We start from the raw sequence: 6,726 nt of genomic DNA on the forward strand, positions 1-6,726 counted from the left end.
CGGTTTGTTGAAATAAAAAACCGTGACTAATATTATGACAATAAGAATATCTAATTTAATAAAAGATATTCTTATTCTATTTTATGTTATTATATTATCATCCTTTGGCATAAAAGTCAATTTTTTCTATTTCTGTGGTTTAATTTTATTTATGCTCTTCTTATATTTTTCATTATCTTTTATCTTTGAAACTATTCCATATAGATTAACTTTCCTAAATACTGTGGTTATAAATACTAATCCCAATGCAATCGAACTTGCACAAGATAATGTACTTACCCCATACTCTACTGCCTTAATATAGTCATTAGTTAAAACAGAATACATAGTGTTATATATTCCATAACCTGGTACTAGAATTATAAGACAACAGACACTTAAAGTTGTCGATGGAGTCATATAAATCCTAGCACATAATTCACAATATATTGCAAAACATACTGTAGCTATAAAAAAGCACAAATTTACTGATACACCCATATTCAAACAAAACTTATATGAAAACCATGCTATACTTCCACCGACACCTGATATTATCAAGTTTTTTCCCTTCATATTAAATAGAATTCCAAAACTTAAGGCTGTAAAAAAAGCTGCTACTACTTCTATAAACAATTTCATTTATATACCCCCTAACTTGAAGTATAATCCTAGTACCAAAAACATTCCTACTGCTATGGATACACCTACAAAAAATACTTCTGCCAACTTTGCAAGACCAGATATCAATTGACCATCTAACAAGTCTCTTAACGCATTAGTTAAAGCAAGCCCTGGAACCAAAAGCATTATTGCTCCTGCTATTAAATGGTCCATAGTCTTTATAAATCCAAGCTTTAGAATTACAATGGAACAAAAAGCTATGACAACTGCTCCTATTGCATTTACAAAAAAATCGTTTAGTGAAGACTTATTTAAGTACATAATAACAAATTTAGTCATTATTCCCACCATAAACGCAGCTATAAATTCTTTTAAATCTCCTCCAAATAATATAGAAAAAGTTGCTGCTGCAATACCTGCAAAAATTATTGTTACTATATCTGAATAATAATTGTCTTCACTTATCTCATCTAAAATCCTCTCACATAACTCAATATCTAAATTATTTATACTGATTGCTCTTGATAATGAGTTAACTTCATGAACTAAGTTTAGGTCTACCCTTCTTGAACTTATTCTTTTAATTGCTGAGTGTAGTTTTCCATCTACAAAAACAGATGCCATTACAGCTGTTGGAGTTGCAAATACATCTACATGCTCTATACCAAAAGATTGGCATATTCTACTTATCGTTTCTTCAACTCTATAAGTTTCTCCTCCACTCTGCAACATAGCTTTACCTGCATTTGAGGAAAAATTTAAAATTCTATCTATATCCACAAAACATATCTCCCATTCTTTTATAATATTATTCATATTTTATTACAATATATTAATTATTTAAACTAGTTTAAATAATTAATATCCAATATTTAGATTTTATGAAAAAATTTGTTTTTTATGCTTGTCAAAAATAAATTATAAAGTTATTTACACCATAAAATGGTTGAATTAATATTTCATAGACACTTTCAACCATTGATATATAACCTCTTTAAATTTTATAAGCTTATTTTTCTTTTCATTATTTTTGTTTCAATAAAAAATTATCTCTCCACTTAGTATTCATTTTATTAATTCTTCATTGAATACTTTAAAACCTACTACAATTTATGATTTACAATAACTATAATTTTCAATCTGTACACTTGCAAATTGCTCATAAGATAATAATTAATTTTTATGTTTATTTAAATAATTAGTTTTTACATTTATATGAACATTAAATAAAAGTGCTACATACATTACAAGGTTTATACTTATCTAATATAACAACATAATGCCTTATGTAAATCCATAAAAATCCATATCTCATATAATGCAACTATTATTTTAACACCAACTACTACACAAAACAACATATTAAAAAGTAAAATACAAAATATCCACTATAAACCTTATTTTAATATAAAATATATATTATAATATATTTTATATAACTTAAATATAAAGAAAGGGAGTACTATATGTTAAGAAAAGATAAAGTTTTATTATCACTACATAAGTTATGTAATAATATAACTTTAAAAGACCTACAATCAGAGAAAACAGGATTTACTACTCTTGAAGTTGCTAACAATTCATCTCTTGATAGAAGTAATACTAGTAAAGAATTAAATAATCTATACAATGAAAAGAAAGTTGTAAAAATATCTGGTAAACCTATTTTATTTTTACATGCTGGTATTATTGAAAATTTGATTGGTCGTACTTTAAATAGCTCAGAATATTCTATAAGCAATTGTAATGAACTATTTAAATCAACTAAAAATGATTCAGAGGATATCTTCTCAACATTACTTGGATATGATTCTAGCCTTAAATTAGCTATAGAAAAAGCTAAATCTGCCATACTTTACCCTCCAAAAGGTCTTAATACATTACTTATAGGGCCTACTGGTGTTGGAAAAAGTACATTTGCTGAAACAATGTACAAATATGCTATAGAAAGCAAAGTCTTTTCTTCTGAAAGTAAATTTGTAGTATTTAATTGTGCTGAATACGCAGAAAATGCTAACTTACTTCTTAGTAATTTATTTGGTTATGTTAAAGGTTCTTTTACTGGTGCTAACAAGGATAAATTTGGGATAGTTGCACAGGCTAATGGTGGTATATTGTTTTTAGACGAAATACACAGATTACCCCCAGAAGGTCAAGAGATGCTTTTTCTTTTGATGGATAAAGGTATATACAGACGATTAGGAGAATCTGATGTCGTACACAGAGCTACAGTCTTTATTGTGTGTGCTACAACAGAAGATATACAGTCTTCCTTACTTGGAACTTTTCTAAGAAGAATTCCTGTTACAATTAACCTACCTGCTTTACAGGATAGGTCCTTAAAAGAAAGATTATCTCTCATTAAGTATTTCTTCATTATAGAATCTAAATATACTAATGCAACTATAAGAGTTCATAAAGATGTAATTAAATCATTACTACTTTATGACTGTTTTGGTAATATAGGTCAACTTAAGTCTGATATACAACTTATGAGTGCAAGAGCATTTTTAAATTATAAGACTGAATTAAAAGATAACATAGAAATAGACTTGTCTCTTGTTCCTGACTATATTTACACTGGTCTTTTAAAGTTGAATGAAAATCGCAGTAATTTAAACAAATTATCAGAACTTGATTATATGCTTTTTTATGAATTCAATGGTAACAACTTAGAAGTTGAGTATACAAAAGAACTATCTAAATACAATATAGATACATCAAACAATGGATTTAGATACTCTACAGAGATTCCTTATCTAGAAAATGATATAAGGAGTATGTTTATAAATTATATGGAGAAATACTCTACAAAATTACTTTCAGTATCATCAGTGACTCATTCTGATTATACAAGTAATGAGATTTTTAAAGTAATCAACCCAAAGATTTACTATGCTGTTGAACACTCTTTAAAAGAAGCTGAAAAAATATCTAGAAATAAATATACAAAACAGACTTATGTTGCTCTTTCAATGCATATAAGTGCTCTAATAGAAAATATAAACCAGGATACATATAATCCTAAGTACAATCTATATAATGATAAAATTTTCTTAGAGAAAGATTTAAATATAGCTAAAATAGTTTTAAGTATAATTGAAAATGACCTACAGATATCTTTACCCAAAGATGAAGTAAAATTTATATCTATGTTTCTAAATAGTACATACCTTGAGCCTAATAATCACGCTGAAAGTATTGGAGTTATAATACTTGCTCATGGAAATTCAACAGCTAGCAGTATGTGTGATGTAGCCAATTCACTACTTGGTACAAACCATTGTAATGCAATTGACATGCCTTTGGATGTGAAAGTAAGTACTATACTTGACAAAGCTATAGAATTGGTAAAAGAATGTGATAAAGGTAAGGGAGTACTCCTTTTAACAGATATGGGTTCTCTTATAGCTTTTGGAGAACTTATTTCAGAAAAGACAAAGATTAAAACACGCTCTATTGAAATGGTGTCTACTCCAATAGTTTTGGAAGCAGTAAGAAAAAGTACTCTACCAGAAATGACCTTAGATGAGTTAGCTAACTCTTTAAGCTCTTTAAATCCATATATTGGACGAGCTGCAATTGACTCATCAGAAATAGATTACCCTGAAAAATCAAGAGATTATGTTATAATAACTACTTGTATAACAGGTTATGGTTCAGCTATGAAAGTTGCAGACTTTATAAATTCTTCACTTAAAAATATTAATAAATACAATATTAACTTAGTTCCTCATAATATAGAGAGTTTTAAAATGTATAGGAATAAATTTAGTAATACTAAAATTTTAGCAGTTGTTGGTAGTGTAGACTTTAATGTTGCTAACACTCCATTTATACACATAGAAGAACTTCTAAATGGATATGGGCTTGATATGTTAAACAAGATAATAGAAGGTACATTCAATGCCAACATTATCACTAATATAAAGGAAACAAATCTATCATATAACAGCTTAATAATAAACTTTATGTCTCAGAACTTAGAATTATTGGACTCAGTTAAATTATTCAACTATGTTAATTCATCATTATTTTCAATAATAGAGTTAATAGACAAAGACCTTAAGAGTAAATTTAAACTTGGATATATATTACACTGCTCTTTTATGATAGAAAGATGTTTTAAAAATACAACTTTTCCATATAATAACATTACTGATTTAATTGGTAAAAATTATAAATTATATGAATTAATACGAGAAGCTTTTAAAACAACTGAAGCTTACTTTAATATTTCGATACCAGATGAGGAAATTGCTTATATAATAGATATGATTAATGAATATCTAAATAAATAAAACTGATAGTTCCTATCTTGCGCACATAATTAGTATATGAAATGGAGGATGAAATTTTGAAAAGAAAAATAAAACACTTAGCAATACTTGCATTAATTTTTACATTTATAACACCTGGATTCTCATTTGCAGATAATCCACCAGTCCCAAATTCGTCAAGGGCGGCATTGCTTATAGACCAAGATACTAGAAGAATATTATTTGAAAAAAATAGCGACGAAAAAATGCCTCTAGCTAGCTTAAGTAAGATGATGACATTTTTACTTGCAATAGAGGCAGTAGATAAGAATCAAGTTAAAGAAACTGATATAGTAAAAATAGACAAGTCTACAGCTTCTGTTGGAGGTTCTACTTGTAAGCTTAAAGATGGAGATGAAATACCTCTAGGAGAGCTTATGCAGGGTCTTATGCTTGTTTCTGGAAATGATGCAGCTATGGCCATAGCAAAATACATTGGTAAAGATGAAAAGAGTTTTGTAGATATTATGAATAAGAAAGCTGAAGAAATAGGAATGCATGATACGTATTATTTTAATCCAAATGGTCTTCCTAGATATACTGACCCAGAACGTAAAGAGCCTCCTATAGAAAACATATCAACAGCTCATGATATAGTTACTCTTGGAAAGTATATGTATGACCATTATGAAAGTCAGGTTACTAGAATAACTACTATGCAAGTTTATAATGATACTAAAAAGGATTTTACACACTACAATACAAATCCTCTACTTGTTTCAGTTCCTGGTGTAGATGGAATAAAGACAGGTTATACAGATAATGCTGGATATTGTTTTGCATTTTCTATGATGGTTCCTAAAGATGCTAAAAATGAAAGAAATCATAGATTAATAGGTGTTGTGCTTGGTGATGGTAATAAGAAGAGTAGAATTTCTTCTTCTGCTAGTTTATTGAAGTATGGTAAAGATAATTTCCATTCTAAGAAGATAGCTCATAAGGGAGATACTATAGAAACTCCTTGTGTTGATGGTATTGATGATTTTAAGATAAAGGTTAAAGTAGATAAAGATTTATATGGTGTTGTTTCAGATAACGAGAATATCAATCCTAAGATAGTGTTTAAGAGCATGAGCTATCCTATCAATAAGGGAGATATTGTTGGTGTTGCAAAGTATTATAATGATTCTGGTAAGTTTGTTGGAAGTGTTAATGTGAGAAGTGAAAGCAATATAGGGTGTATCCCTTTGAAGGACAAGATTAAGATTAAGGTTGCTAAGATAAATAGAGAGCTTGAAGGTAAAAATTCTGTTTGTTTTAAGGCTTAGGTTAGATGAGATTTATGAAAAACTCCACTTTATGGTGGGGTTTTTTGTTTTATACAAAAAATTAAAATAGTGGCAACAATTGAGGATGTGAGGGAGAGTTGCCACTATTTTGTATAGGGTATTATATTATGTTTTTAAGCTAGTTTTACTATCTTCTATGTTTATATAATAACTCTTGTGTGTGAATTTAATAGATAATTCATATGAAAATTATGTGAAGTTTTAAACTGATATAAAAATATTAAAAAGTTAATTTAATTATAGAGACTGTAAATTAATTTGCACTTTTAAAAATAATTTCTACTTTATAGCAACAATTATTTATTTACTATTAATATTTCCCAATATATGAATTTTATTCTAATAAATTGTAAAAAATATATACTGGGATATTTCTAAATATTTTTGGAAACCATATATATTATGGCAAATTTTTGAAATATGATTTTTAAAAATTATATTCTATTATCAAAGAATATAGATAACTGATTATATATACTATCCCAGTTTCTATATCTCATAGTCCATTTTTTCAT

4 protein-coding genes are annotated in these 6,726 nt (G+C 27.7%); 2 read left to right on the forward strand and 2 right to left on the reverse strand.

Annotation, left to right across the window (positions count from 1 at the left end; all coding sequences use genetic code 11):
- Positions 1-126 precede the first annotated feature (126 nt).
- Entirely contained in the window at positions 127-621 is a 495-nt protein-coding gene (locus tag IC213_RS16180) for a threonine/serine exporter family protein (protein ID WP_227824615.1), read from the reverse strand.
- Positions 622-1,383, reverse strand: coding sequence for a threonine/serine exporter family protein (locus IC213_RS16185; RefSeq protein WP_227433654.1), 762 nt, complete (start codon positions 1,381-1,383; stop codon positions 622-624).
- Positions 1,384-2,069: 686 nt separating this feature from the next.
- Between IC213_RS16185 and IC213_RS16190 the strand changes: the two genes are divergently transcribed.
- Positions 2,070-4,904, forward strand: coding sequence for a sigma-54-dependent transcriptional regulator (locus IC213_RS16190; RefSeq protein WP_227851389.1), 2,835 nt, complete (start codon positions 2,070-2,072; stop codon positions 4,902-4,904).
- A gap of 41 nt (positions 4,905-4,945) precedes the next feature.
- The gene (locus tag IC213_RS16195; protein WP_227863279.1) at positions 4,946-6,190 is read left to right on the forward strand and encodes a D-alanyl-D-alanine carboxypeptidase family protein; all 1,245 of its coding nucleotides are present in this window, start codon (positions 4,946-4,948) and stop codon (positions 6,188-6,190) included.
- Positions 6,191-6,726 lie beyond the last annotated feature (536 nt).

Source organism: Clostridioides sp. ES-S-0049-02 (assembly GCF_020658465.1).
Taxonomy (GTDB): Bacteria; Bacillota; Clostridia; order Peptostreptococcales; family Peptostreptococcaceae; genus Clostridioides.

Excerpts from the sequence above, each read along its gene's own strand:
- IC213_RS16180 (WP_227824615.1), bottom strand. The coding sequence starts at position 621 with ATGAAATTGTTTATAGAAGTAGTAGCAGCTTTTTTTACAGCCTTAAGT.
- IC213_RS16190 (WP_227851389.1), top strand. The coding sequence starts at position 2,070 with ATGTTAAGAAAAGATAAAGTTTTATTATCACTACATAAGTTATGTAAT.
- IC213_RS16195 (WP_227863279.1), top strand. The coding sequence starts at position 4,946 with ATGGAGGATGAAATTTTGAAAAGAAAAATAAAACACTTAGCAATACTT.